Source organism: Chitinophaga sp. YIM B06452 (assembly GCF_039655965.1).
GTDB lineage: Bacteria > Bacteroidota > Bacteroidia > Chitinophagales > Chitinophagaceae > Chitinophaga.
Genome location: NZ_JAWLKY010000001.1, coordinates 261,010 through 286,457 on the forward strand (window position 1 = coordinate 261,010; position 25,448 = coordinate 286,457).

General features: G+C 54.2%; 16 protein-coding genes. 7 read left to right on the forward strand and 9 right to left on the reverse strand.

The genetic code is table 11. The annotated features are described in order from the left end of the window. Positions 1 to 226 precede the first annotated feature (226 nt). From R3I13_RS00975 to R3I13_RS01000, 6 genes are all read right to left on the reverse strand, one after another. A complete protein-coding gene (locus R3I13_RS00975) occupies positions 227 to 1,252 on the reverse strand; it encodes a phytase (RefSeq protein WP_346316036.1) in 1,026 nt (341 codons plus the stop codon). A gap of 15 nt (positions 1,253 to 1,267) precedes the next feature. Next, positions 1,268 to 4,060, reverse strand: coding sequence for a TonB-dependent receptor (locus tag R3I13_RS00980; RefSeq protein WP_346316037.1), 2,793 nt, complete (start codon positions 4,058 to 4,060; stop codon positions 1,268 to 1,270). A gap of 343 nt (positions 4,061 to 4,403) precedes the next feature. Continuing rightward, positions 4,404 to 5,987, reverse strand: a complete 1,584-nt coding sequence (locus R3I13_RS00985; protein WP_346316038.1) for a tetratricopeptide repeat protein — start codon at positions 5,985 to 5,987, stop codon at positions 4,404 to 4,406. 98 nt (positions 5,988 to 6,085) lie between these two features. Beyond that, the gene (locus R3I13_RS00990) at positions 6,086 to 7,543 is read right to left on the reverse strand and encodes a sulfatase (protein ID WP_346316039.1); all 1,458 of its coding nucleotides are present in this window, start codon (positions 7,541 to 7,543) and stop codon (positions 6,086 to 6,088) included. A gap of 92 nt (positions 7,544 to 7,635) precedes the next feature. Continuing rightward, positions 7,636 to 9,012 carry an alpha-L-fucosidase gene (locus R3I13_RS00995; RefSeq protein WP_346316040.1) on the reverse strand — a complete coding sequence of 459 codons (1,377 nt, stop codon included), beginning with the start codon at positions 9,010 to 9,012 and terminating at the stop codon, positions 7,636 to 7,638. Between the two features lie 148 nt (positions 9,013 to 9,160). Beyond that, entirely contained in the window at positions 9,161 to 11,314 is a 2,154-nt protein-coding gene (locus R3I13_RS01000; protein ID WP_346316041.1) for an alpha-galactosidase, read from the reverse strand. An 887-nt stretch (positions 11,315 to 12,201) separates the two neighbouring features. On the opposite strand from R3I13_RS01000, the gene R3I13_RS01005 reads away from it, so the two are divergent. Beyond that, positions 12,202 to 12,462, forward strand: coding sequence for an HTH domain-containing protein (locus R3I13_RS01005; RefSeq protein WP_346316042.1), 261 nt, complete (start codon positions 12,202 to 12,204; stop codon positions 12,460 to 12,462). 268 nt (positions 12,463 to 12,730) lie between these two features. Here R3I13_RS01005 and R3I13_RS01010 read toward each other — a convergent pair whose 3' ends face one another. After that, entirely contained in the window at positions 12,731 to 13,324 is a 594-nt protein-coding gene (locus tag R3I13_RS01010; protein ID WP_346316043.1) for a hypothetical protein, read from the reverse strand. A gap of 136 nt (positions 13,325 to 13,460) precedes the next feature. Between R3I13_RS01010 and R3I13_RS01015 the strand changes: the two genes are divergently transcribed. From R3I13_RS01015 to R3I13_RS01040, 6 genes are all read left to right on the forward strand, one after another. Next, positions 13,461 to 15,884: a glycoside hydrolase N-terminal domain-containing protein gene (locus R3I13_RS01015; RefSeq protein WP_346316044.1), complete on the forward strand. Its 2,424-nt coding sequence runs from the start codon at positions 13,461 to 13,463 to the stop codon at positions 15,882 to 15,884. Positions 15,885 to 16,029: 145 nt separating this feature from the next. Beyond that, positions 16,030 to 17,109: a histidine kinase gene (locus R3I13_RS01020; protein WP_346316045.1), complete on the forward strand. Its 1,080-nt coding sequence runs from the start codon at positions 16,030 to 16,032 to the stop codon at positions 17,107 to 17,109. Next, the gene (locus R3I13_RS01025) at positions 17,106 to 17,813 is read left to right on the forward strand and encodes a response regulator (RefSeq protein ID WP_346316046.1); all 708 of its coding nucleotides are present in this window, start codon (positions 17,106 to 17,108) and stop codon (positions 17,811 to 17,813) included. Before R3I13_RS01020 ends, R3I13_RS01025 begins: the two co-directional genes overlap by 4 nt. A gap of 24 nt (positions 17,814 to 17,837) precedes the next feature. After that, positions 17,838 to 19,130 carry an erythromycin esterase family protein gene (locus tag R3I13_RS01030; RefSeq protein ID WP_346316047.1) on the forward strand — a complete coding sequence of 431 codons (1,293 nt, stop codon included), beginning with the start codon at positions 17,838 to 17,840 and terminating at the stop codon, positions 19,128 to 19,130. A 123-nt stretch (positions 19,131 to 19,253) separates the two neighbouring features. After that, positions 19,254 to 20,387, forward strand: a complete 1,134-nt coding sequence (locus R3I13_RS01035; RefSeq protein ID WP_346316048.1) for a HAMP domain-containing sensor histidine kinase — start codon at positions 19,254 to 19,256, stop codon at positions 20,385 to 20,387. Next, the gene (locus tag R3I13_RS01040) at positions 20,384 to 21,448 is read left to right on the forward strand and encodes a response regulator (RefSeq protein ID WP_346316049.1); all 1,065 of its coding nucleotides are present in this window, start codon (positions 20,384 to 20,386) and stop codon (positions 21,446 to 21,448) included. Before R3I13_RS01035 ends, R3I13_RS01040 begins: the two co-directional genes overlap by 4 nt. A gap of 207 nt (positions 21,449 to 21,655) precedes the next feature. Here R3I13_RS01040 and bglX read toward each other — a convergent pair whose 3' ends face one another. Together bglX and R3I13_RS01050 are read right to left on the reverse strand one after the other, a co-directional pair. Next, positions 21,656 to 23,881: a beta-glucosidase BglX gene (bglX, locus tag R3I13_RS01045; RefSeq protein ID WP_346316050.1), complete on the reverse strand. Its 2,226-nt coding sequence runs from the start codon at positions 23,879 to 23,881 to the stop codon at positions 21,656 to 21,658. Positions 23,882 to 23,950: 69 nt separating this feature from the next. After that, entirely contained in the window at positions 23,951 to 25,345 is a 1,395-nt protein-coding gene (locus tag R3I13_RS01050) for a sialate O-acetylesterase (protein WP_346316051.1), read from the reverse strand. Between the last annotated feature and the right edge of the window lie 103 nt (positions 25,346 to 25,448).

The following is a 25,448-nucleotide window of genomic DNA, read 5'->3' on the forward strand; positions in this document are numbered from 1 at the left end:
CAAGACAGGCCCGGGTCATTCAAGAATTACAACCGCAGGGATTCTAATGTTCAATTTGTTTGCAGAAAACGGGCAAGGATTCGATTTTGTCAGCGATTTAGATGTTACACCGCAATTAACACTCCGGTATATGTCATGCCATTGCAATAAGTGTTAAAACAATGTTAAAATGAAAATGCCGCTCCAGGCTTGAAGCGGCATTTCTTTAAAAAATCTTACCAGTTTATTATTTCATTCTCCCTTCAATATCCTTCCAGGAATAATAGTGGAACACCCTGCCGTTGCTCATAGCCACAAACAGCCCGCCGGGATATTTGCCGCCGAAAGTAACGGGCGTGATGTCTGAACCATCACTTTCGATGGTGGAAACGGGGACTTCCGCCACGAAAGCATTCGGGCCTTCTCTTCTGAAGATCATGAACGTATTGGCCTGCTGGTTGGATACCAGGAGGTAGCCGGTGCTGTCCGTAACCGGATAAATGGAAATCCCTTCGTGGTCGGAAGCAAAGCCCTGCTGCGCGAAGAAATCAAGCTCGTGGTCATCCTTTTTACCGGGGTCTGCATAATATTTGCGCACACCGGCGGTTTCGTCTGAATAATACACAAAGCCCAACTGGTTGTCCACGGCGATGGCTTCTACTTCCTTCTTCCCGCTATACCGCCCGAATTTGCGTACTACTTCAGCTTCCAGGTTGCCGCGGCCATCGTCCTGCAGACGGTATTGCCAGAGGTAGCCGTCGGCAGGACCTTCTTTCCGGCCCACGATCACGAACACGGCGGAATCGGAAGGGCGGGTATATAAGGCCACACCCATGGGGTCGGCCTGCTGCTCGCCTGCAAATACCGGGATACCGCCATTGTCCAGCGGTTTGAGGTCCGGCAGGCTGAAGATCCTGATCTTGCGGGTTTCTCTTTCGGTGAGCACCGCAACGTCTACCAACCGGCCATTTACGTGTACATCATAGGCGATGTCCACGTTATTCGGTCGTTTCAGCCCTTCCGATTTGCGTACGATCTTTCCGTTGAGGTCAAAGGCATAAAGCGCGCCCTGCGTGTCTTTGTCTGTACCAATGACCAGGCTTTGAAGCGTATCTTTCCGGTCGATCCAGATGGCAGGATCGTCGGTATCATGTTCCACGGGTTCGGTCACGGCGGCCGGCTTCAGCGCATTTTCCGCAACAGGCGCATGGTCATTGCAGGCAGCAAATACCAGCGCCAGGGTTGTATATATCAATGTTAATCTCGTCATCATGCTGATTTATGCAAATTACAGATCGAATTTAAAACCGAAGTTGTACCGTGGGCGATAGAACTCTTCCTGCATGGTCCTTTCGGCGATGCCCTGGTAATAACGCAGCGGTTGGTTGGTAAGGTTGTTCGCCTCGCCGAATACGCGCAGGTGCTGCGTCAGCTTCACCGAAGCGTTGGCGTCCAGGAAAAACTGGCGGTCGTAAAAACGGTCTTCAAAATCGGAACCTCCCAGCTCATCGAGGTAAGAAGCAGCGTAGTTGCCGGAAATGCGGGCGGTGAAGATCTTGTTTTCGTACGAAAGTGACGCGTTGAACATATGCGGCGCAGTACCCGGCAATGTAACGCCCGTGCGTTTTTCACCATCGCCGTTATACACGCCGTCTGCTTCTGATTTCGTGTAAGTATAGTTCAGGTAGATGCCGAAACCTTTTGCAAACCCGGGCAGGAAGTCCAGCTGGCGCTGAAGGGCCACTTCAAAGCCGTAAACTTTTACTTTGTTGCCGTTGCGCGCCTGTTTGTACGCCCAGGTATCACCGTCTGGAATAGGATTACTGAGGGTGGGATAATCCGCGGCGAACTTGGCAGCGTTGTATTGCTGGTCGCTATAGATGTAAATAAAATCTTTGATGCTCTTATAGAACACGCCGCCGGAAAGGATACCCACGGATTTAAAATACTGCTCGGCCATGATGTCGTAGTTGACGGCGTAAGCGGATTTCAGGGCGGGATTGCCGGCGCTCAGCTCTTCATCGTCTGCCACGCTGCTCACATACGGCGCAATGTCGTAATAGTTGGGCCGCGCAATGGACGTGGTTACCGCGGCGCGGAGCACGAGGTCTTCCGTAGCATTGAACTTGAACGTAATGCCGGGCAATACGTTCAGGTAGTTGTTCTTCACGCTGCGCTGGCCGGCCAGCTCTTCTTCGTCTTCCACTACGTTGCCTTCATATTTGGTGCTGGTATTTTCCAAACGCACACCGGCAATAAAGGAAAGTTTGGAAGTAATGTCCTGGTCCCAGCGGATATAGCCTGCGGTAATGGTTTCCCTGGCTTTGTAATTATCTGCGAGGTATTCAGACGGGTCTGCTTCTTTGTTGAACAATGCGGGATTGTTCAGGTCGAGGCCGCCGAGGAAATCAGGCGCAATGAAGGTGCCGGGCACGTACTGGCTGCCGGGCTGAAAGTTCCTGCCATTCCAGGAAACAGTCGGCATTTTGTCCAGCGTTTCAAATTCGGTGACGGGTTCGTATTCGAAGAAGTTGTTGTCTCGTTTCTTGTCTTTCAGCCTCAGCCTCGCGCCAACGCGCATACGGCCTTTCTGCTGCGGGATCACGCTGAGCGGGAAGCGCAGGTTCACTTTCAGACCCAGTTCGCTTTCGCGGGTGAAGTCGTTGTTTTCAGTCACGGAGTTGAACTCATAATCGGCATCGGTCACGCCGGGCGCAGTTACAAGCGGGCGGCGGGGATTGGCCAGGTTGAGGGTGAGGGGCGCGTCTTCGTATTCATAGGCGATGTACCTTTCACGGTCTGCTTTTTCGCTGGCAGCGGAATAGGTGGCGCTCCAGTTCAGGTCCAGCTTGCTGCTCAGCAGGTGGTCGCCGCGGAGGGAATAGTTCTGCACGCGCTGTGTTTCCAGCCTGCGGTTCTTTCCCCTGCTTCCGCCGATGCCGCCTTTGTTCTCTTTGCTCAGGCTGCCCACGTAACCGGTGATGTTATCATTGGCGCCGTATTCGGGTTCAATGTCTTCAAAACCTTGTGCATAGCGGTTCTCACGATCGTCTCTCCAGTTGTACATTGCATTCAGGTAAACAATGTTGTTGGCATTAAAGCGGTAGTCCAGCGCGCCGGAAATGCTCCTGCGGATGCGTTGCACGAAATACTGGCGGATGCTCAGCTCTTCTGTATATACGTTCCCGAAATCATCTTTCGCCCAAACGGGTTCGATGTTGTCTGAGCCGTAATCGTTGTTGTTGTAGGAAGCACTCAGCACGGCGCCCAGCTTGCTGGAAAAGAAGCGGTTGCCCAGCACGAGCGCGCCGTTGTAAATGGGTTTCTCGCGGATGGGATTATAGCCGGTGGAAAGCGTGGCAGACACGCGGGGACCGTTGGGCGCCGCGCGGGTCACCAGGTTCACAGAACCGCCAATGGCGTCCGCATCCATATCGGGGGTAAGGGTCTTGTTCAGTTCAATGGTCTGCACCATATCTGAAGGGATCAGGTCCATCTGCACGTTGCGGTTATCGCCTTCGGCGGAAGGAATGCGGTCGCCGTTGAGGGTTACGGAGTTGAGCTGCGGGGCGAGGCCGCGGATGATGATGTTGCGTGCTTCTCCCTGGTCGTTCTGCATGGTTACGCCGGGAATGCGTTTAATGGCGTCGCCGATGTTGCCGTCGGGGAAACGGCCGATCTGGTCCGCGCTCACGACGTTGGTCACATTGGGATTGTTCTTCTGCTGGTTGAGGGCTTTGGCCTGGCCGCGCAGGCGGTCGCCCACGATCAGCACCTCTTTTCCTGCAATGCCCCCGGCTTCGAGGCCCAGGGTCACCTGCTCATTCCTGCCGGCAGCGACTATCACGGGCTGGGAAATTTTTTCATACCCGATATAGCTCACTTCCAGGGTGTATTGTCCCGCAGGCACATCCAGGAACTCGAACTTGCCCTGCTGGTCGCTTACGGTGTAGTGGTTGCCGGGACTGAGCTTCAGCGTGGCGCCGGGGAGGGACAGGCGCTGCTTTTTATCCATAATATGACCGGTTACCAGCCCGGTTCCCTGGGCAAAGCCCAGCATGCTGATGCAGCACAGGATCATTACCGATAAAATTCTTTTGACCCGGTTTAATGGAATGGAACCCCGCGGTTCATCCCTGTATGCGTTAAAATTTATCACGCTCGTTTTCATGGTATCTTTTTATTGGTTTGGACAGTGCCCGGGAAAAAACGGCCGTCATTTTTCCCGGCGCTCCAAAGATGCGCATGAAGCTGCCCGGCAGGCAAATTTTGGGCGTATACAAAAAGGAAACAACGTGAACAGCTGCGTGAACAAAGCGGCAACAGCGTGAACAGGAGGCGTCTAAATAATTGATTTCCAACATCAAGGTGCGTAACAAAATGTCTGTTAAGAAAACATTACCGTAACATTAAGCGGACATTATTCACAGCGACTGTATAAAAATGCTCAGGCTTTCCCCCTGCCGCAGGTTCAGTTTTTTGCGCAGGCGGTAGCGTACCACGCGCAGGCTGTCCTGCGAAATTCCCAGCAGGATCGCGATGTCGTTGGAGCTGAGATTCATTTTCAGCAGCGCCACCAGCCGCAGGTCGTTGGCCGTGAGGGTGGAGCAGTATTGTTTCAGTTTATCGAAGAAGGATTGGTGGATCTGTTCGAAGATGCTGCGGAATTCATCCCAATGCTGGTCGTGGTTAAAATTCTGGTGGATGAGCTGTTGCAATTGTTTAAGCTGCTTTTTCTGATCCCGGCGGTCGTCTTTCACCATTTCCTCCAGCCGCTGCTGGATGTCTTCCAGCAATTGATTCTTCTGGATAATATGGAGGGTATGGGTGCCCAGCACTTTGGAGCGCACTTCCAGCTCCTGTTTGAGGTTCTGCTCCTGCATCTGCAACAGCTCGGTGCGGGTGCGGAACTGCTGCTGTTCCTGCATGCGCAGCAGGGCGGTGTTCCTGATCTTCAGGCGCTGGCGGCTGATGATGAGCACCCCCAGCGCGGCCAGTAATAAAGCTCCCACCACCAGGGCGATGGCGGTTTTACGGGTGTTCTTCAGGTTCACGATCTCCAGGTCCTTCTTGCCGGTGTCGTACATGGCTTGCAGGATGGAGAGCTGCTTGCTGCTTTCGCGGGAATAGATGGTGAGCAGGTTCTCGCGGCTCAGCTCGAGGTAATAAAAAGCGCTGTCGTTGCGGCCGAGAAGGTTATAGGCTTTTGCAATATCGCGATAGGCGCTGCTGAGCTGGTACTCTTCTTTTGTTTCCAGCGCCAGGTCCAGCGCGTTGCGGCTGTAGACAAGACTTTCCTGGTAGCGGCCGGTCTTGCGCAGGATGTCGCCCAGGTTATTGTATATCTCAATGGTGGCGGGGCGGTCGCCGTTTTGAAGATTCAGGTCCAGTGCCTGTTTGAAGTAGCGGTACGCGGTGTCGTATTGCGCGAGGTCTTCGTGGATGCTGCCAAGGTTCTCGTATATCTTGGCGATGCCGGTTCGGTTGTCTGTCCGGCTGAAAAGCTCCAGGGCTTTGTGCTGGTAGAAATATGCGCTGTCGTAGTGCTGTTGTTTTTCGTAGAGGTGGCCTATCCTGCCGTTGGTTTGAGCCATCCCGTTGCTGTTGCCGGCCTGGCGGTATAGTTCCAGCGCTTCGTCGTACTGGCGGCGGGCGAGTTGGGGCTGGCGGTTGTAATAATATAAGGTGCCGATGTCGTTGAGATTTTCCGCCAGCAGCTGCCATTGTTTTTCCTGGCGGTAAAGCTTACCTGCCTGCAGGTGGTAATCCAGCGCCTGGGGATAGTAGCCGAGGTGGTAACATTGATCGGCCATCCGGCTCAGCAGACGCGCCGCGGCAATACCGTCGTTCCGATCCATTGCACGGTCCAGCGAATCTTTCAGTTCCGGGAATGCCGCATCGGCTACGGTAGCGGGAGCGCCGGCGCGGGATATCATCATGGGCGCATCCGTTTGCGCGGCAAGGCGCATCACGGGCAACAGGAAGAAGATGAGAGCGATAGGCTTCATCCTGCAAAGGAACTGTTCTAATATTATGGAATTGTTAAGCCTAAAAAGAAGGGCCTCCCGTAACAGGAAGCCCTTCGTTATCCGATTAATTCATTTGCTCAGTTCCCTACCTTTCCCGGTTCCCGGTTCTCCGTTCCTTTTACGTTGGTGAGCGCATCGCCAAGCGTTTGGCGGTACGTGTCTGCCAGCGCCTGCAGATCTTTTACCACTTCAGGGAATTTCGCCTGTACATCCAGTGTTTCTCCCGGGTCCGAATGCAGGTCGTACAGCGCGAGCGGCGCGTCCACATTAGGCTGTGCGCCGGGGAAGCCGTCGTAGCCGGGCAGGTTCAGTTTATAGGTGCGGGCTTTGTGGGGGAAGACCAGTTTGTAATTCCCTTTGCGTATCGCTTCCAGTTGGTTGTTGCCGTAGTAATACACAAAATGGTCGCGCGGATTGGCATTCTTTTCACCTTTCAGCAAAGGCAAAATATTGATGCCGTCGATCTTCTTTTGAGGCATTTTCGCACCGCAAATAACTGCTACCGTGGGCAGCACGTCGATCGTGGAAGCGACTTTGCTCGTGACTGTTCCAGCGGGGATATGCCCCGGCCATTGCATAATGCAGGGCACGCGCTGGCCGCCTTCGTAGCTGGTGCCTTTTCCTTCGCGCAGCCCGCCGGTATTGCCGGCATGGTTGCCGAAGTTCAGCCAGGGACCGTTATCGCTGGTGAATATCACGAGCGTGTTCTTGCTCAGGCCGTTCTCTTCCAGTGTTTTCATCACTTCTCCGATGCTGGCGTCCAGCTCCTGCATGAGGTCGCCGAAAAGGCCTGCCCCGCTCGTTCCCCTGAATTTTCTTGACACGGCGATGGGCACATGCGGCATGCTGTGCGCCAGGTAGAGAAAGAAAGGTTTGTTCTTATTCCCGCGGATGAAATCGCAGGCCTTCTTGGTATAGAGCGAAGTCAGTTCCGCCTGGTCCTCCAGTGTGCGGATGACCCTTTTCGTTGCGCTGCCCTCTATCAGCGGCAGCGGCGGGTAATTCCGGCGATTGTTGGCTGAAGTATCGGCATAAGGTTTCCCATCGTAATACACAGGCCACATATCGTTAGAGTAAGGCAGGCCCAGGTATGTATCAAAACCGTTCTGCTGCGGCAGGAAAGGCGGTTTGGCGCCAAGGTGCCATTTTCCGGCCATGCCGGTCACGTAACCCTGGTCTTTCAATATCTCCGCGATCGTCTCTTCTTCATTGTTCAGCGCAATTTTAGAATTCGGGCTCAATGCGCCTGCAATCCCGATGCGGTTGGGATAACAGCCGGTCAGCAAACCTGCGCGGGAAGCGGAACACACGGCCTGCGCAGCATAGAAGTTGGTAAACCGCATGCCCTGTGCCGCCATCCTGTCCAGGTTGGGCGTGAGGTAAGGGCCGCCGCCGAAACAGGCAGGGTCGCCATAGCCCATATCGTCCATGAAAATGATCACCACATTGGGTTTCGGCGCTTTGGGAGGAATGAAACTGCAGATAGCCGCGCCCGTTACCGCGAGCAGGCCGAAGGCCAGGAATTGTTTTATCATAACTGTCATTTAAAAAGGAAGGCTGCCTCAAAAGCAAGGATCAAAAGCGCCCGTTACTTTTGAGACAGCCCGTCTCACAAAATACAAATTTATTAATCTGCCAGCATGAGTTCTATCACCGGTATTTCCACACCGGGTTTGATCACGGGCAGGCTCAGGTTCAGGTCGCCTTCGCCCAGGCTATTAGCACCGTGGCCGTGGCCTGACGGAGCACTGAAGCGGATCTCGGAGCCATCATGCAGGAACTGCGCGTATTTGATCTTGCCCTTGTAGCCGGGCAGGGTGAAGTTCTGCAGGGGATAATCCAGCAGGTGAACGTACAACCGTTTGGTGGCGGGATTGTACGTCAGCAGCGAATGATCCGGGCGCGCATATTTATCCGGCGCCTGCGTGCAGCCGTAAATAGCGCGGCTGTTGAATTCCATCCATTCGCCCATTCCTTTCAAAGCGTTCTGCGCGCGGGAGTCGAACTTGCCGCGGGCGGTAGGACCAACATTCAGCAGCACATTCCCGCCTTTGCTCACCGATTCGATGAGCAGCACGAGCAGTTGCTTTACGTCTTTCCAGCTGGTTTCGTCGCGGTAATAGCCCCATGAGCCGGAGAAGGTCTGGCAGGTTTCCCAGGGCACGCGTTTGCCGTTCTCAGTGGGCCATTCGGCTACTTTGTATTGTTCCGGCGTTACGAAATCGCCGCCGTCTTCATATTCTTTGAGGTCCAGGCGGTCGTTCACGATAATGCCGGGCTGCAGCTTGCGTATCATTTTGATGAGCGCTTCGGAGCCCCAGTCTTCATGGCCTTTGCCGTTTTTACCGGGATAGGAAAAGTCCAGCCACAGGATGTCTATCTTCCCGTAATTGGTGAGCAGTTCTTTCACCTGGTTGCTCAGATAAGTGCGGTAGCGGGCCATGTCCTTGCCTTTGTTCAGCGCTTCGTATTCTACATCGCTTTTTGCGCGCTGCGGGTGCGTCCTGTCGATCGTAAAGTCAGGATGGTGCCAGTCTATGAGCGAATAATAAAACCCGATCTTAATGCCTTCCGCGCGGAAAGCGTCTACCCACTCTTTGATCAGGTCTTTTTTGATGGGCGTGTTGGTGGCTTTGTAATCAGTGAATTTGGAATCGAAAAGGCAGAAGCCTTCGTGGTGTTTGGCGGTAATAACGGCGTACTTCATGCCGGCGGCTTTCGCTTGCCTGGCCCAGTCTTTCGGGTCATAAAGATCCGGGTTGAAGTACTCAAAATATTTCTGGTACGCGGAATCGGTGAGCTGCTCGCGGTTCTTAACCCATTCGTGGCGGGCGGGAAGGGCGTAGAGCCCCCAATGGATAAACATCCCGAAGCGGTCGTTCGTCCACCAGGCGAGACGTTTTTCTTTTTGCTCCGGTGTTTCCGGGAACAATTTTTTGCCCTGTGAAAACGCGTTGAGGGTAAGAAGCATGCAGAGTAGCAGCCAAAGGGTGTTTCGTTTCATCATATAAGTTTTAACCTCGTACAAGTTAATGGTAAACGGGTGTTGACGTTGGTAGGATTTTGACCGTGGCTGTTGTTTTTTGAATCGTAATGCAAAGGGGGAACACGTATAACGGTTCCCCCTGTATTATTTGTTGCAACGCCGTTCTTTATTCCACCACCAGCCAGGTATATCCCTGCGCCGGGATGGTCACTTTCACCAGCGCTTCATATTGCCGGTTGAGCGTGTATTGTTTCGGCGTCCCCTCTTTTTCACGGATGGAAGCGGTTTTATCCAGCCCGGTGTAATACAGCGGCAGTACCACTTCCCGGGTGATGGGCGTGGTCAGCGGGTTGTAGAGCATAGCCAGGCCTTTGTATTTCCCTTTCGGATCGGCGTGCAGGATGCCGTCCCATTCGCGGCCGTCTGCACGGCGGAGGTGGATGATATCCGCGTTGAGGATGTCGCGGTATTTTTTGTACCAGCCTACAACCTGTTGCACCAGGGCCTTGGTAGCATTGGTATCATACAGTCGCGGGCCTCGGTAGCAGGCTTGCACGCCTGCGCCGTAGTATTGCATCATGAGGTTCTCATAGGCATGGAGATGGTCTTTCAGCGGCTCCAGCGTTGCATCTGCTCCGCCGCCATGGTATTGCGTAAGTGGCACAAAGCCCCAGCCCATGGACGGTGTTTTTTCCCAGGTGCCGTCGTAGATATTCTGCCGGTTCAGGATCACCTGCTGCTCACGCGGGAGCGAGAAGTTCGTTTCACGGTAACCTATGGCGATCTTGTGCGTGCCATCCAGGAAATACCAGTCCGGCGCATTGATGTACACGCCCATTTCGTTCAGCTCGCGGTAGAATTTCTTTTGCTGTTCCATTTGCGTCCACTGCGAATCGTCCAGCCCTTTGTGGCCGGGGTGCGTAGTGGAAGCGCAAACGTCGCCGGGATAGGGACCGTCGTTCTCAAAAATATCAAAGCCGGTACGGGTGATAAAATATTTGAGCTTTTGCAGGTAAGCATTGCCCCACTTGCTGCCGAGGCAGGGCGCATGCCCGCCGAACAAGGCGCCGCCGGGCTTGCCGGTCTTGGGGTCTATCACATCGTCCTCATCGCTGATGCGCCGGCTGCTGAACAGGGAATAACCGCCCAGCAGAACGTTCTTCGCATGCGCATAATCGGCCAGCTCTTTGAATTTGCGGATATTGGCTGCGCTGGTATCTTCCATATTCAGGTTGCTGCCAAAACTGAGTATCACGCCTTCGTAACCGGTTGCGGCACATTGGTCTATGATAGATTTCACGCGTTCGGGATCTGAACTTACGAGGTGCATGAAAATGGGGTTCTGTGTTGTCCACGGCGCAATGGTGCGGTACATGGCGCGCTGGGCAAGACCGTTCCTTTCCCTGTCATAGCTGTCCAGCAGCAGCTCGTAGGTGCGGATAGAGGAATAATTGCCGCCCGGGGCCATGCTGATGTTCACGCCTTGCACGGGATAAACTTCCAGCAGGCAGGGCGTGGTGTAATTGTAATTCACCTGCGAGCGGTAAGTGCTGTCTGCCTTCCAGTGAGTGGTCTGGTCGCTGAGACTGGCTTTCATCGCATTGTTGAACGCATAGTTACTTTCGATGTAAATGTTATGGGGCGTTGCCATCTGGTTCACCTCTCCTACCACAGCGGATTCTTCTTCCACGGTGGCCAGCACTTCGTTCACCACCTGGTTCACCTGCAATGCGCCGCCCGAGGCATTTTCGATGCTGAGCCATTTGCACACGAGCGGGATGCCGTCGTATAATTCGTAGTGCACCAGCACGCGCACGCCTTTTAACTCAGGCTGGCCGGAGGTATAGATGAAGGTGAGCATTTTGCCGGAAGGCTGTTGTTTGTTAAGCGCCCATAACCTCGGGTGCCAGTGCACGTAAGGCCGTATAGGCGTCACCGTATGGGAGGCATACTGGAAACCGGCGGCATCGTTTTTCATATCCTTCAGCCAGGCGGGTAAAAGATAGGCCTGTTGCGGCTGACCATAGAGGCCGCCTACGTTGAAGGTTTTGCCGTTGAGGGTAAGGCGCGCTTCGGGTTTCACGGCGCGGAGCAGCTGTTCCCCGCTGCTGAGGTTCCGGAAGTCGGTACAGGCAACATTTGGCCCCAGTACGAAGCTGCGGCTGAGCAGGCCGTTGGAGATTGTCAGGTTGTTGCCGTTTTCGGTAACGGCGGCTTTGTAGCCGGTGTTGTTCACCAGCCAGTCTTGCTGCTGTGCAGGGCATGTTGCGGAAGCAAACATGCATCCTGCTATCAGTGCCAGCTTTTTGTGGATCATCATGCGGGTAAATTACAGTTTTAAGAGTAGACGTGTGGTTTAACAGGTAATGGGAGAAAGGCTGCTGCTTTAGTGTTGCTCAAAATAAAGAAAGCATTGCGGCGCGTTGTATAGTATTTGCGCGATTAGTGATCAGATTTTAACCCTTCTTTGAAAAGGTGTTCAACGTTCAAAAAAAGATTGTTAACGCGAAAAAAAATGCCTGCTGGGCCGGGGCCCAGCGATCTGTTAAAGACATAATCATTAACAACTCATTAACATAAATGAAGTTTCTTTGCCTGTATACTTGCATCGACATTCTAACCCCAAATTACACTGATAGCAGTATCCCTGCGCATCTTCTGATCCAGTTTAACTTGAGCAATCCCGGCCGCGTGTTCCAACGGAACAGCGGCTTTTTATGTTATGAAGTACTGTGCAGCAAAGCATTACAAGCAGCAAACCTTAAACCGCCAGAGATCAGGGGAACACATTCCTGAAACACCGGCAGCTCTTCCAAACAGTTCATGATCCCCTGGATGGGCTACCCTTTGGTTACCCATTCCTTTTGTTAATAACATCGTAAAATTTGACATTTCTTTAACACTGCATTAACATTTATACGGGGAGGCAAACTGTAATATTGGGCTCTGATTTTTGCTCCAAGTTAACCATCAAAAAGGCAACCATATTCCGAGATGGTTGCCTTTTTATCAAAAATCCGGACTGAAAAAATAATGCAGTGCGGTATGTTAACTTAGAACATGAGCCACTGAAAAAACAACAACAGTGTTAACCAAAATTTGATGCATATGTCCATTCTCTACGTTCAATAAGACACAGCAGAAATTTCCCGGACACAAACTGAAAGAAATCAATTTTCCAATTTAGCTAAACCCCCAGTTGATCCAATGCCAAAGCGTTATTTTGAAAGACTACAGACCATCGACTACCTTATCCGCATCAAAGGCACCGGTAAGCCCGCCCAATTGGCAAAACGCCTGCGGATTTCCGAGCGTACACTCTATGAGTTCCTGAAACTCATGAAAGACCTCGGAGCGCCTATCGAATACGACAGGTACAAGGAGAGTTATTATTATGGAGAGAAAGGTGGCTTCAATATCAAGTTCACCAAATTGCTTGCCGGCTTAACTACCGCCGCGGCCACCTGAAGTTTATCGCCCGCCCTCCAGGCCTTTACCTGAACGGGTGATGAATGTAAGCAACCGCTGGTTAACAAACAATTAACTCCGCTATTTTTAGCAGTAAGCTATTTTGATGCCCGTTATTCTATACCAGGCACCAGGATAGCTTTTTTATTGAATCATACCGCAAAACATTCTCATACACCACATCCATCAAAGCTGACCCCAAGAGCATCACTGCTTCTTATGTATTTTTATACTGTCAGCGGTATAAAAACGACAGGTTCCTTTCCAGTTACCTGTGTATTTCCCGGGCCGGCGCTCCCTGCGGCAACCGCCACTTCACCGGCGCTTCGCTCCATTTAGGGCCACGCACAAAAGCATATTCCTGCCCGTCCAGGTAAAGTTTCATCAGCTTCACCTGCCGCCCGTTCACCCGCCAGATATAGTTGTCAGACAATGCGTACCAGGGCTTGCCCCCTGCCGTATCCGTTCTGTGATGCGGGACCAGCCTGATGTGCAGCAGGCTGTCTTCCACCGAAAGATCTTCCAGCCCGAAGTACCATTCCTTCCGCGGGTCTTTCACCACCACCGTTACAATAAAATCATTCCCGAAGCGCATGGGGAAAGTATCTGTCATGGAAGTGCCTTCGGGGTCTATACAATCCGCGACCTGCAGGCTGTCCTGCAGCACATAGGTATAAAAATCTCCGGGATCGGCCAGGGAATCCGCAGCCGGCAATACGGCATTCAGCACCGGCTGGCCGCAGGGCGTATAAAAGCGGTAACCCGTCACCATTTCATAGCTGGCCACTGCGGGCGCTTCCAGTTTAGGGGCGCAGGCGGAGAGGAAAAAAACAATGCCGATAACAAGGATATGCCGGTGCATCCCGTAATTTAAGCATTAATGGCATAACAAATCATTGACAGCGAAAATGAACAGCGGCTGATGCGATTTTCGCTTTTTCCCGTCCTGCTTTAGCCAATGCTTTTCAATTCAGGGAATACCTGTTACATTTAGTTATATGAACCACGTGCTACTAACGGCGGCTATACTCGCTGCCGGTCTCACAGCGTCCGCACAAAAGCCCGACGCCGTCCTCCGCTTTTCCGAACCGGCCGCCCACTACCAGGAATCCCTGCCCATCGGCAACGGAACCATCGGGGCCATGATCACAGGGCACCCTGTGAAAGACAGGATCATGCTGAACGAGATCAGCATGTGGTCTGGCGGGGTGCAGGATGCAGACAGCGATACGGCCTACCGCATCCTCCCGCGCATCCGCGAAAGCCTGCAGGCGGGCAGGAACAAAGAAGCGCAGCAACTCCTGCAGCAGTATTTCATCTGCAAAGGCCAGGGCTCCGGCCATGGCAGCGGCGCCAATGTGCCTTACGGGGCCTACCAGACCTTCGGCGACCTTACCCTGCAATGGAAAGATACGCTCAGCCCCTGGACCGGTTACCGCCGCAGCCTTAACCTCGAAACCGCCGTGGCCCGCACCACCTGGCAAAGAAAGGGCGTTGCATATGTGCAGGAAGCCTGGGTGAGCATACCGGATAATATCCTCGCCGTGCGCATTACCTCCGCGCGCAAAGGCGGCATTTCGTTCACCGCCGCGCTCAGCAGGAAGGAACATGCCAGTGTGCGGGTAAATAAAGGCATCCTGGAGATCACCGGGCAGCTGCCCAATGGCGATCAACCCGGCCTCCGCTTTGCCGGTGCCTTGCAAGTGAAGACCACCGGCGGCAGGCAGGTAGCGGAAAACGGCGCCATACGCGTGGAAAATGCGGATGAATGCCTGTTGCTTTTCAGCGCTGCTACAGATTATAACATGAATGACTACACGCAGAAAGCAACAGACCCGCTGCCGCGCGTACGGCAAACCCTGCAACGATCTTCCACGCGGACCTACGCGCAGCTTTTCCAGGCACAACAGCGGGGTTATATCCCGTTATTCAACCGCTCTCGTCTCCGGCTGGATGCAACGGCCCCTGGCACGGATACCCTTTCCACGCCCGAACGCCTGGCCCGTTATTACGACCGCCAGCCGGATCCGCAGCTGCCCGTGCTGTATTATAACTTCGGGCGATACCTGCTGATCGGCTCTTCCCGCCCCGGCAACCTTCCGGCCAATCTGCAGGGCCTCTGGGCGCCGGAATACCAAACACCCTGGAACGGCGACTACCACATCAATATCAATCTGCAAATGAATTACTGGCTGGCACCTGTAACCGGCCTGCAGGACCTTTCAGAGCCTTTGCACCACTACATCCGCAACCTCGTGGAGCCTGGCAAAAAAACAGCCAAAGCCTACTACAACGCACCCGGCTGGGTGGCGCATGTGATCACCAATCCCTGGGGCTTCACTTCCCCCGGCGAAGGGGCAGACTGGGGTTCTACCCTCACCGGCGGCGCCTGGCTCTGCGAGCATATCTGGGAACATTACCGCTTTACCAAAGACACCGCTTTTCTCCGCGAATATTACCCCGTGCTGAAAGGTTCCGCCGAGTTCCTGGAAGCCATACTCATTGAAGAGCCGCAGCACGGCTGGCTGGTAACCGCACCGTCCAACTCTCCCGAGCACAGCTATATTATGCCCGATGGCACGAGGGGCAGCACCGTGATGGGTCCCGCGATCGATATGCAGATCTGCCGCGAACTCTTCGGCGCCTGCATCGAGGCATCGCGCATCCTGGGAACGGACACGGCCTGGAGCCGGAAGCTGGCCCTCACCCGCAGCAGGCTGGCGCCCAACCAGGTGGGCGAAGCCGGCGACCTGAACGAGTGGCTGCACGACTGGAAAGACAGCGAGCCCAAACACCGCCATGTGAGCCATCTTTACGGCCTGCATCCTTACGACGAGATCACGCCGTGGAATACGCCGGAACTGACCGCCGCGGCCCGCGAAACCCTGCGCCAGCGCGGCGACGATGGTACGGGTTGGTCGCTGGCATGGAAGGTGAACTTCTGGGCGCGCCTGGGCGATGGCGATCATGCGCTGGAACTGATCCATAAACTGCTGCGGCCCGTGCCGCCTGTCAATCCCCGTGGCGGCGGATCATACCCGAATTTATTCTGCGCACACCCTCCTTTCCAGATAGATGGCAATTTCGGCGGCACAGCCGGGATTGCGGAAATGCTGCTGCAAAGCCATGGCGATACTTCCGTGATCAGGATGCTGCCTGCCCTGCCCACCGAAAGCGGCTGGAAGAAAGGCAGCGTAAAGGGCCTGCATGCCCGGGGCGCTTTCGTAGTGGATATGAACTGGGACAACGGCGCCATCACACAGGCTTCCATCCTTTCCACCAAAGGCGGCGCCTGCCGGGTGCTGCTACCCGCGGGGAAGCGGATTTTCGGCACCAAAGGCAGCGTAATGGCCCAGGCATCGCCCGCCGCAAGGATTGTGGAATTTGCCAGCCTCAAAGGCATGAAATATATTATCCGGTAAACGATCCAACAATAGCCGGGAGGCTGTTCCGTTCGCGGGGCAGCCTCTTTTCATTTCACCACAAAAATCTTCCACCCGCCGCCCCGATCTTCCGTTCATTCAATTTCCCCGCTTTCATTCCGGCTGAACGCATAGATTTGTTCCCATGAAGATCAGGTACCGTTACTGGGCATGCCAACTCGGAGGCTGGGGCCTCTTTACCTATCTCTGGAACAATATCCGTTCCGGCGAAGGTTTTGCCTTCAGGACAGACGTGTTTGGCGATACGGACTTTTACAGCGCATACTTCATCGGCGTGCTTGCCACCCACCTGCTGTACCTGTACCTGCGCAAACAACAGCTGCAACGTTACCGGCTGGGCGCAGTGTTCATGAAAGTATGGGGCGCGGTCACCCTCAGTTCGCTGCTGATCGTATTGTGGCTCACCGGCATCAGCATCGCGGAAGACGGGGGATGGAACAGCTTCTTTGCATCCGTGGACAAGACGCTCGGGAAACCGGGCGGCCTGGGAACCCGGACCACCATAGGTCTGATCTTCCTCCTCGTCTGGTTCGTATGGCACCTGGTGGTATGGGGCTGGGTGATCCTTTATTTCAGCCTGCTGCAGGGCCGCTTCAAACGGATAGAGCTGGAAAATGAGAACAGGCTGAAGCAGGCCGAGCTGGACAATCTTAAAACGAAGCTGAACCCGCATTTCCTGTTCAACGCCCTCAGCAGCATCCGCAGCCTGATCGGCGAAAACCCTGAACGGGCGCAGCAGGCAGTGGCAGAACTGGCGGAAGTGCTGCGCAGCGCCATGCTGGCAGAGCACCACCAGCTCATCCCTTTCGGGAAAGAACTGGAAGTGGTACAGCATTACCTTGCCATCGAAAAGATCCGGTTCGAAGAACGGCTGAACGTGCATTACACCATCGATCCCAATATCCACCAGCAAACCATGCCGCCCATGCTGCTGCAAACGCTCGTGGAGAACGCCATCAAACACGGCATTTCGAAGCTGGCAGCCGGCGGCGAGATCAGGATCGCTGCGGCGCTGGAAGGCAAACAGTTCGTGCTGCGCGTGGAAAACACCGGGCGGGTACCTGAAGAGCGCCCCGGTGGCGGATTTGGCATACAGGGCACCTTGAAGAGATTGGCGCTGCTGTATGGAGACAAAGCATTTTTCACCCTTCATAATACGGCGCAGCAAACGGTTTGCGCCACCGTAAAACTTCCCGCCGCATGATTGAAGCGATGATCATAGACGATGAAAGGCTGGCGCGCAAAGACCTGCGCGCCGTGCTGGAAAAATTCCCGCAGGTGAAAATAACCGGTGAAGCGGCGAACGTGGCGGAAGCGCTCACGCTGCTCCGGAAGCTGCGCCCGCAGGTGATCTTCCTGGACATAGAAATGCCTGAAGCAAACGGTTTTGCCTTGCTGGAACAGCTGGAAACCGTGCCCCAGGTGATCTTCACCACGGCCTACGACACCTATGCCATCAGGGCCTTCGAAGTAAATGCGCTGGATTACCTGTTGAAACCGGTTACGGAAAAACGTTTGGGCGAAAGTCTTGACAGGCTTGAAATACCCGTCATTCCCACACCTTCCTCCTACCTGGACATACATGAAAAAATATTCGTGAAAGACGGCGACCGCTGCTGGTTTGTGCCTTTATCGGACATAAGGCTGATGGAATCCACCGGCAACTACATCAAGCTATACTTCGGGAAACACGCACCCCTGCTGGCCCGCAGCCTGAATTCCCTGGAGCCCCGGCTGGACCCGAAACATTTTTTCCGCGCCAGCCGCAAGCATATTGTGAACCTTGGCCATGTGCAGCAGATCCATGCGCTGGATAATTCCCTGCTGGCGCTCGAACTGGCGGATGGCGTCCGCATCCCGCTGTCGCGCCGCCAATCCATACTCTTCCGCGAGCTGCGCGGCATCTGATCATTCACCTAAAACACCTCACCCATGAAACGTAACCTGCTGCCGTTTACGGCATTGCTATGCCTGTTATTTTCCCTTGCGCAAGCGCAAAAGACGGATGCGCGAAAACAAACCTCCCCGGTTGCCAAAACAACGGGAACGGTTATACGCGCCTCTGCTCCTTCCATAAACCCTGCCGGTATTTCCAAACGGGTATTCCCTTTACAGTCCACGCTCCCGGGCTATTCCGTCAGCGACCTCGCGCCATTAAAAAAAGGCCTTTCCGGCGTCAGCATCTTCGGCGCGGGTGAAGGCACACATGGCACACACGAATTTTTCACATTCAAACACCGCCTCTTCGAGTTCCTCGTACAGGAAATGGACTACACCGTGTTCGCCATCGAAGACGGCATGTATGGCGCTGCACTGATCAATCAATACATCACCACCGGCCAGGGCGACCCGAAAGCCATACTGGAAACGGAATTCCACAACGTATTCCAGGTGCGCGAACTGCTGGACCTTATCGAATGGATGCGCGGCTATAACGCCGCTCACGGCAACAGGCTTACCTTTGCCGGCTTCGACAGCCAGCAGATGGACAGTTACGTAAGAGGCATACGGGAAATAGAAGACAGTTACCAGACTAACGCCTTCCGCAGGCTTACGGATTACAGCGCGCCGGAAGGCGATACTGCAGGCCAGGCCATGATAGAAGCCAGGGCCATCGCGGAAAGCATGGCGGAGAATATTCCTGTCCGCCCCCCGCATGTTCCCGAGAAAGAATGGGAGCAGGCCACCTGGTACCTGCTTAATATCAAGGCGGCATTGCAGCAATTTACGTCCAAAGACTGGCTGCCGGCCATCAATACGCGCGATTCCATGATGGCGCTCAATGTACAGCGGCTGGCCGCTCAACATCAGGGGGAAAAGATCATGCTGTGGGCGCACAACGGCCATGTGGGCAGCAGGCATGGCGCGGTGGATGGTTTCAACACACTCGGCAGCCACCTCAAAGCCCGCTATGGCGCAGCATACCAAAACCTCGGCTTCACCACATCCACCGGCACTTACCGCGCCATGAGCGAAACCACTTTTAAAATGGTGGAAGATAACAGGCTCGGCATACCTGTAACCGGGAGCATTGAATCCCTGCTGCATAAAACAGGCATACCGTTATTTTTCTTCTCCACGCGTTCCCTGCCGCTGGAAGGCCGGTTCCGCATGATCGGCTCCATCGCCTACAAAGATCAGTTCACACCCAAACCCCTAAAACCGGGCGACCTGTTCGACTGGCTGGTATTTGTGGATAAGACCAGCAGCGCGCTGGGTCTCTGAATCCCCGGATAAACCCACGCCCGCTTCAAAAGTACCGGCTGCAGGCAGAATTCTGACTTTCGTCATGTCTGCCTGCATATAGGGCCGCATGCGTTATCTTTGCCCTTAACGCAAACGAATACCATGTTCCATTTCGGCCAGCGGCAGACGCTTGTTATTTCCATCTTTATCATGCTGGTAACGGCATGCCTGCTGATGTGGCGGCCCGATTACAACTTCTTCGACGGTGGTCTCATCACGGCCATCCTGCTCACTATTTTCATCAAAAAGGATGCGCCTACCCGCTTCATGGGCATCGCCTGCACCATACTGGTGGTGGTGATCGCCTGCCTGCCCCACAAAAACCCGAACCTCGCGGAAGTATTCATAGAACACTTTTTCTCGCTCATCCTCGTGATCAGCTCCACCTTGCTGGTACTGTTCCTCAAAAGGCTGTACCGCACCATGCAGGAGTTGAACCAGGCGCTGGAAAAGGAAGTGGAGAAAAGGACCGCCAACCTCGAACTGGCGCTTTCACATCTTGCCTCCTCGCAGGCAGAGCTGAAAGAAGCGCTGGAAAAAGAAAAAGAACTGAGCGAGATCAAATCCCGCTTCGTATCCATGGCCTCGCACGAATTCAGAACGCCGCTAAGCGCCATTCTTTCCTCCGCCGCGCTGATCGGCAAATACCCCTCGTCAGACGACCAGCCGCGCCGTGAAAAGCATGTGCAGAAGATCAGGGATTCCGTGATCCACCTGAACGAACTGCTGGAAGACTTCCTCTCCCTGGGCCGCATCGAGGAAGGGAAGATACATGTGCACCCGGAAAATATTTCCATGTACAACTTCTCCCACGAAACGGCGGAAGAAGTACAGGGCCTGCTGAAACCCGGGCAGGTGCTGGATGCGGACGTCCAGGCGGAACTGCAGGTAGTGTCTGACAAACGGCTGCTGAAACATATTTTTGTGAACCTGCTTACCAATGCCTCGAAGTTCTCTCCCGAAGGAACAACCATCCGCTGGAAGGTTTGGGAACAGGACGGTCACATTCACGCCATCGTGCAGGACCAGGGCATGGGCATTCCCGAAGAAGACAAAGCGTACCTGTTCAGCAGTTTCTTCCGCGGCCGCAACGTGACCAACATCCAGGGCACGGGGCTCGGGCTGCATATCGTGAAACGGTATGTGGACATGCTCCAGGGCCGCATCAGCGTTGAAAGCGAACTCAACAAAGGCACCAAGATCATTATCAACTTTCCAAATCTTCAGACCAAATGACAGCCACTATCCTGGTAGTAGACGATCACCCCGGCATCCGCGAGAACGTGGCCGAGATACTCACGCTGGCGGGTTACCACGCACTTGAAGCGGAAAACGGCAAACAGGCCATAGAAATAGCGCGGGAAAAACAACCGGACCTCATCGTGTGCGACATCATGATGCCCGAGCTGGACGGCTACGGCGTATTGCACATGCTCCGGAAATACCCGGAAACAGAACATATCCCCTTCATCTTCGTGACCGCCAAAACCGACCGCAGCGACTTCAGGAAAGGCATGGAAATGGGCGCAGACGACTATATCACCAAACCCTTCGAAGATGTGGAACTGCTCACCGCCGTTGAAACGCGGCTGAAAAAACAACAGTTCCTCCAGGAAAAATTCGCGGCCTCCCAAACGCAGTCCATCGGCACTATGCTGCAGGACTGGCAGGCCTCCGGCCTTCTCCAGCTGAACCTGGATGCATATGATGTGATGCCCTTCTCCAAAAAACAATCCGTTTACCGCGAAGGCAAACACCCGCAGTTCCTCTATTACGTGAAAAGCGGCAAAGTAAAAGCCTACCGCATGAACGACGACGGTAAGGAATATATCACCAACCTCTTCAGCGCCGGCGATTATTTCGGCTACGTTCCGCTCCTGGAAGACCATCCCTACGACGAGAACGCCGAAGCACTGGACAATACAGAGCTGGTGCAGATCCCGAAAGAAGTGTTCCTGGAACAACTGCTGAACGACATCAGCGTGGCGCGCACCTTCATCAAACGTATTGCCACCGAAGTGAAAGAAAAAGAAGACCGCCTGCTGCAGCTGGCGTACGATTCCCTGCGCAAACGCGTGGCCAACGGCCTGCTGGCCATCCACGACAAGCTGCACCTGGAACAACAGCCCGACGCGCTGATAGAGCTTTCCCGCGATGATATTGCACGGTTCGTAGGTACCGCCACGGAATCGCTGATCCGGACGCTGAGTGATTTTAAATCTGAAAAGCTCATCGAAATGCAGGGCACGCGTATCAGGATCGTGCAGCCGGAATTATTGAGGAAGTTATTGTATTGATTGTATTATACGCTGCACATCCCGTGCAGCTTGCGAAGCCTGTCATTGCGAGGAGCAACAGGATATCCTGTGCAGCTGGAAGCGCGACGAAGCAATCTCCAAACATTGAGTATGTCAATCCAACGAAGGAGATTGCTTCGTCGCCCCTCCCGCTTTGGCCCGGCAGCTCCTCGCAATGACGGGTTTCCTGGTCAACGTTTTCGCATATTATTTGACGACATTAAAGGAAACTTCTTTCACATCGCGGCTGTTAGTCCCTACCTGCACCCTGAACTCTCCCGGCTCCCAGGTGTATTGCATGTTGCGGTCATAGAACTTCAGGTCTTCTATGGTAATAGTAAACACTACATCCTGCTTCGCGCCTTTTTTGAGGAATATCTTTTGAAAACCTTTCAGCTCCTTCAGTGGCCGGTTTACACTGGCCGTTACATCGCGGATATAGAGCTGCACCACCTCTTCGCCATCGTAATCCCCTTTGTTGGAAACGGTTACGCTCACCTGTAGTCTTTCCGCGGCGTTCATGGTATTCTTGCTGATGCGGATATCGCTGTATAGAAATTTCGTATAGCTGAGACCGTAGCCAAAGGGATAAAGCGGTTCATTGCTTACATCCAGGTATTTGGAAGTGTATTTGTTATTCGGGTCCAGGGGGCGGCCGGTGTTTTTGCGGTTGTAGTAGATGGGTATCTGCCCGGTATTGCGGGGAAAGGTCATGGTGAGCTTGCCGGAAGGATTGTATTCCCCCAGCAGCACATCTGCAATGGCATTGCCGGCTTCGGTACCAAGGAACCATGTTTCCAGGATGGCGGGCACATGCTGGTCTTCCCATTCCAGCGTCAGCGGGCGGCCGTTCATTAATACGAGCACAACGGGTTTGCCCGTGCGCAACACCGCTTCCATCAGGCGTTTCTGGCTATGAGGTATGCCAATATCCGACCGGCTGGCGGCTTCGCCGCTCATGCCCTGGCTTTCGCCCAGCGCCAGTATTACCAGTTCCGAGCGCTGCGCGAGGTCCAGCGCTTCTTTTTCCATTTCCGCCGCATTGCCCGGCGGAATGTTCAGCTTGCCGAGCAGCACGCTGTCGTCCGTCACATTCGCGCCCTGCGCATACGTGACGTTCAGGTTCTTTGCTTTGAGGCCCTGCAGGAGGGTAACGGCCTTCTTAAAATCACCGGCGGCAGACCAGTTGCCGATCATATCTTTCTGCGAATCGCCCAGCGGTCCTATCAGCGCAATGTTTCCCTGCGGTTTCAGCGGAAGAAGGCCGCCTTCGTTCTTCAGCAGCACGATGGAACGCTGTGCTATTTCACGCGCGGCTTTCAGCTTCTCCGCGCTCATGATCACCTCTTTCGCTTTAACTGAATCGTTGTGGCGGTAAGGATCTTTGAACAGTCCCAGCTTGTATTTGGCTTCCAGTATACGGTATACCGCCTGGTCGATGGTCTGCATGCTGATCTTTTTATCCGCTACCAGTTTTTTCAGCTGCGTGGCGTACACGCTGCCCTGCATATCCATGTCCACACCGGCTTTCAGCGCCAGCTCTCCCGCTTCGTATTCATTTTTCACGATCCCGTGGTTGATCATTTCGTTGATAGACGTGTAATCCGTTACCACAAAGCCTTTGAAGCCCCACTCCTTCCGCAGCAGGTCTGTCAGCAGCCATTTATTGCCGGTGGCGGGAATGCCGTCTATTTCATTGAAAGAGGTCATAACAGAAGCCACACCTGCATCCACGGCGGCTTTGTAGGGAGGGAGGTAGAACTGGTACATCTGGCGGCGGCTCATGTCCACCGTATTGTAATCCCTGCCGGCTTCGATGGCGCCGTAGAGCGCGAAGTGCTTCACGCAGGCCAGCAGGGTATTTGGAGCGGAAAGGTCTTTGCCCTGGTAGCCGCGTACTTTGGCCTGGGCGATCTGCACGCCCAGCCAGGTATCTTCACCGGTACCTTCTGCAACCCGCCCCCAGCGTGGGTCGCGGGCAATATCCACCATGGGCGAATAGGTCCAGTGCAAACCATCCGCGCTGGCTTCTTCCGCCGCGATCCTGGCGCTTCGCTCCATCTGGCCGAGGTCCCAGGTGCAGGCTTCGCCGAGGGGAATGGGGAAAATGGTCTTATGCCCGTGGATCACATCGTAACCGAAAAGCAGCGGGATCTTCAGCCTTGTTTTTAAGGCCATGTCCTGCAACATGCGTGTGTATTGCGGGGTGTATGCGTTGAAGATAGCGCCGCATGCACCGCTGAGAATGTCCTGCTTGTAATTCTCTTTCATGAACGGGCCTGTTACGTCCATGTCGCTGGTGAGCAGGTTTAGCTGCCCGATCTTTTCCTCCAGTGTCATTTTTTGCAGCAGGCTGCGGAGGAAAGTTTGTTGCGGCTGCTGTGCATATGCAGTAACGGACATAAGCAGGCATATGGTGAAGATCAGTTTCATAAAAAACCGGCGTTGACTTCTTAATCAACGCCGGTTAAAAGTGCTTTGTTCAGTCCGTATGGCTGTATATTATTTTTCCGGCCAGTTATCCGTGCGGAACGGGCCCAGGGGCAAACCTTCTTTGCTGAAAACATTGCCGATAGCGGTATTCGTGAACGAAAAACGTACGGCCTCCGGTTGTTTCACCGCTTTGGCAGACACAACAGCTGTATTACCAACGATCTTCACATCGGCCGGCCAGAACTGCCTGTCTGCCCCGGCAATATAAAACTGCGTGGCCTTGCTGCCGTTCACTTTCAGGCCGTTGTCCGCGTTCCTGAAAAATACAATGATCTTCCCGTTGCGTTGTTCCATTTTTTCGTACATGGGACTTTTATATGCAATGCCACTTTTGCCATAATGATCGCCCAGCGCCCAGTTTGCAAGGCGAAGGCCTACGTCGGCCTTGTTTTGCGGGTGGATGTTGCTGGTATCGTCCACCAGGTCTGTAATTACAGCCATGCCGGTATGGGGGTAACCAAGGGTCGCAGTTTGCGCTTCACGGAGCAGCGCGCCTTTGATGGTCTCCTTGCCGTAATTGTATGGCGCGATCTGTACATAGTAGAACGGAAACTCCCGTCCCCAGGCCTTCCGCCAGGAACCGATGAGGGTCCTCATCAGCGGGTCGTAGGTGGAAGCAGTGCCGGAATTGCTTTCGCCCTGGTACCAGATGGCGCCGGCAATGCTGAATTGGGTGAAAGGCGCGATCATCGCGTTGTACGTGTAGCCTGGTAAATATGGCCAGTAGTTGCCGGGGGTAAGTTTGCCGGCGGCTTCCACGAGGGAAGGCTGGGAGGCTACGTCCTGCGCGGGCGTCCAGACTTCGGCGGGCGTGCCGCCCCAGCTGGTGTTGATGAGGCCGATGGGCACATCCAGGTCTTTGCGCAGTTTTTTGGCAAAATAATAAGCTACCGCGCTGAAACTTTTCAGCGTGTTGGAATCACAAAGGGTCCAGGTGGCTTCGGCATCGTCCTGCGGGTAAGCGGCGGTTGTTTTCGGAACGTGGAAGAAGCGGATATTCGCATCCGCGCAAACGGGCAGCTCGGCTTTGATCTGCTTCAGCCCGTGGTTGCCGGACCATTCCATATTGCTCTGCCCGCTGCACACCCACACTTCGCCGATCAGCACATTCTGCAGCTTAATAGTGTTGCGGCCTTGCAGGGTGATCTCGTAGGGGCCGCCGGCGGCGGGTGTTTTTACTTTGAGCCGCCATTTGGCGTCGCGGGTAGTGACCGCGGAATCCAGCCTGCCGTTCCAGGAAGTGGTGACCCTGATCTTTTCGCCCGGCTGGGCCCAACCCCAGAGCGTTGCGGAATCATTTTGCTGAAGCACCATGTTGTCTGCCATGATAGCCGGGAGGCGGATCTGTGCGCCGGCGAATATTGAGCTGCATATGAAGATGCACGTGAAGAAAGAGCGTAGCATTGAATTTCTAAAGTTTTAAGCGCATTAAAATAATAAACGGCGGCCAGAAATTATACTATCAGCATGAATGAGGGCCTGCCCTCATCCTTTGATGCAGTTTACC

Bases quoted from the DNA above. Each gene is read 5' to 3' on its own strand.
- R3I13_RS01030 (WP_346316047.1), top strand. From the start codon at position 17,838: ATGAAACGTAACCTGCTGCCGTTTACGGCATTGCTATGCCTGTTATTT.
- R3I13_RS01000 (WP_346316041.1), bottom strand. From the start codon at position 11,314: ATGATGATCCACAAAAAGCTGGCACTGATAGCAGGATGCATGTTTGCT.
- R3I13_RS01050 (WP_346316051.1), bottom strand. From the start codon at position 25,345: ATGCTACGCTCTTTCTTCACGTGCATCTTCATATGCAGCTCAATATTC.
- R3I13_RS00985 (WP_346316038.1), bottom strand. From the start codon at position 5,987: ATGAAGCCTATCGCTCTCATCTTCTTCCTGTTGCCCGTGATGCGCCTT.
- bglX (WP_346316050.1), bottom strand. From the start codon at position 23,881: ATGAAACTGATCTTCACCATATGCCTGCTTATGTCCGTTACTGCATAT.
- R3I13_RS01020 (WP_346316045.1), top strand. From the start codon at position 16,030: ATGAAGATCAGGTACCGTTACTGGGCATGCCAACTCGGAGGCTGGGGC.
- R3I13_RS01005 (WP_346316042.1), top strand. From the start codon at position 12,202: ATGCCAAAGCGTTATTTTGAAAGACTACAGACCATCGACTACCTTATC.
- R3I13_RS01035 (WP_346316048.1), top strand. From the start codon at position 19,254: ATGTTCCATTTCGGCCAGCGGCAGACGCTTGTTATTTCCATCTTTATC.
- R3I13_RS01010 (WP_346316043.1), bottom strand. From the start codon at position 13,324: ATGCACCGGCATATCCTTGTTATCGGCATTGTTTTTTTCCTCTCCGCC.
- R3I13_RS01015 (WP_346316044.1), top strand. From the start codon at position 13,461: ATGAACCACGTGCTACTAACGGCGGCTATACTCGCTGCCGGTCTCACA.
- R3I13_RS00995 (WP_346316040.1), bottom strand. From the start codon at position 9,012: ATGAAACGAAACACCCTTTGGCTGCTACTCTGCATGCTTCTTACCCTC.
- R3I13_RS01040 (WP_346316049.1), top strand. From the start codon at position 20,384: ATGACAGCCACTATCCTGGTAGTAGACGATCACCCCGGCATCCGCGAG.
- R3I13_RS00980 (WP_346316037.1), bottom strand. From the start codon at position 4,060: ATGATCCTGTGCTGCATCAGCATGCTGGGCTTTGCCCAGGGAACCGGG.
- R3I13_RS01025 (WP_346316046.1), top strand. From the start codon at position 17,106: ATGATTGAAGCGATGATCATAGACGATGAAAGGCTGGCGCGCAAAGAC.
- R3I13_RS00975 (WP_346316036.1), bottom strand. From the start codon at position 1,252: ATGATGACGAGATTAACATTGATATATACAACCCTGGCGCTGGTATTT.
- R3I13_RS00990 (WP_346316039.1), bottom strand. From the start codon at position 7,543: ATGATAAAACAATTCCTGGCCTTCGGCCTGCTCGCGGTAACGGGCGCG.